1 protein-coding gene is annotated in these 599 nt (G+C 61.3%); it reads left to right on the top strand.

What is annotated here, in order from left to right:
• Positions 1-599: formyltetrahydrofolate deformylase (locus tag ACOZKU_RS27680; RefSeq protein ID WP_421581601.1), on the top strand; the 599-nt coding region annotated here is incomplete at both ends.

Below are 599 nucleotides of genomic sequence, written 5' to 3'. Positions count from 1 at the left end.
ATCACCGGCTACCTCGCCGAAAAGGGGTGCTACATCTCGGATTCGTCGCAGTTCGACGATCTCGAGACGGGCCTGTTCTTCATGCGCCTGACCTTCCTGTCCCAGGAAGGCGTGTCGGAAGACGACATCAAGGCCGGCTTTGCTCCCGTCGCCAAGAAGTTCGCCATGACCCACCGCTTCAACGACAGCGACGAGCGCATGAAGGTGCTGCTGATGGTGTCGCGCTTCGGCCATTGCCTGAACGACCTGCTCTACCGCTGGAAGATCGGCGCGCTGCCGATCGAGATCGTCGGCGTCGTCTCCAACCACTTCGATTACCAGAAGGTCATCGTCAACCACGACATCCCCTTCCACCACATCAAGGTGACGAAGGAGAACAAGCCGCAGGCCGAGGCGCGCCTGATGGACGTGGTCGAGCAGTCGGGTGCCGAGCTCATCGTTCTTGCCCGCTACATGCAGGTCCTGTCGGATGCCGTCTGCAAGAAGATGTCGGGCCGCATCATCAACATCCACCACTCGTTCCTGCCGTCGTTCAAGGGCGCCAACCCCTACAAGCAGGCCTTCGAGCGCGGCGTGAAGCTGATCGGCGCGACGGCGCA

The organism is Shinella sp. M31, from assembly GCF_049199205.1.
GTDB lineage: Bacteria > Pseudomonadota > Alphaproteobacteria > Rhizobiales > Rhizobiaceae > Shinella.
The sequence above is the reverse complement of the archived record's forward strand: the minus strand, read 5'-3'. Positions and strand labels throughout refer to the sequence as shown.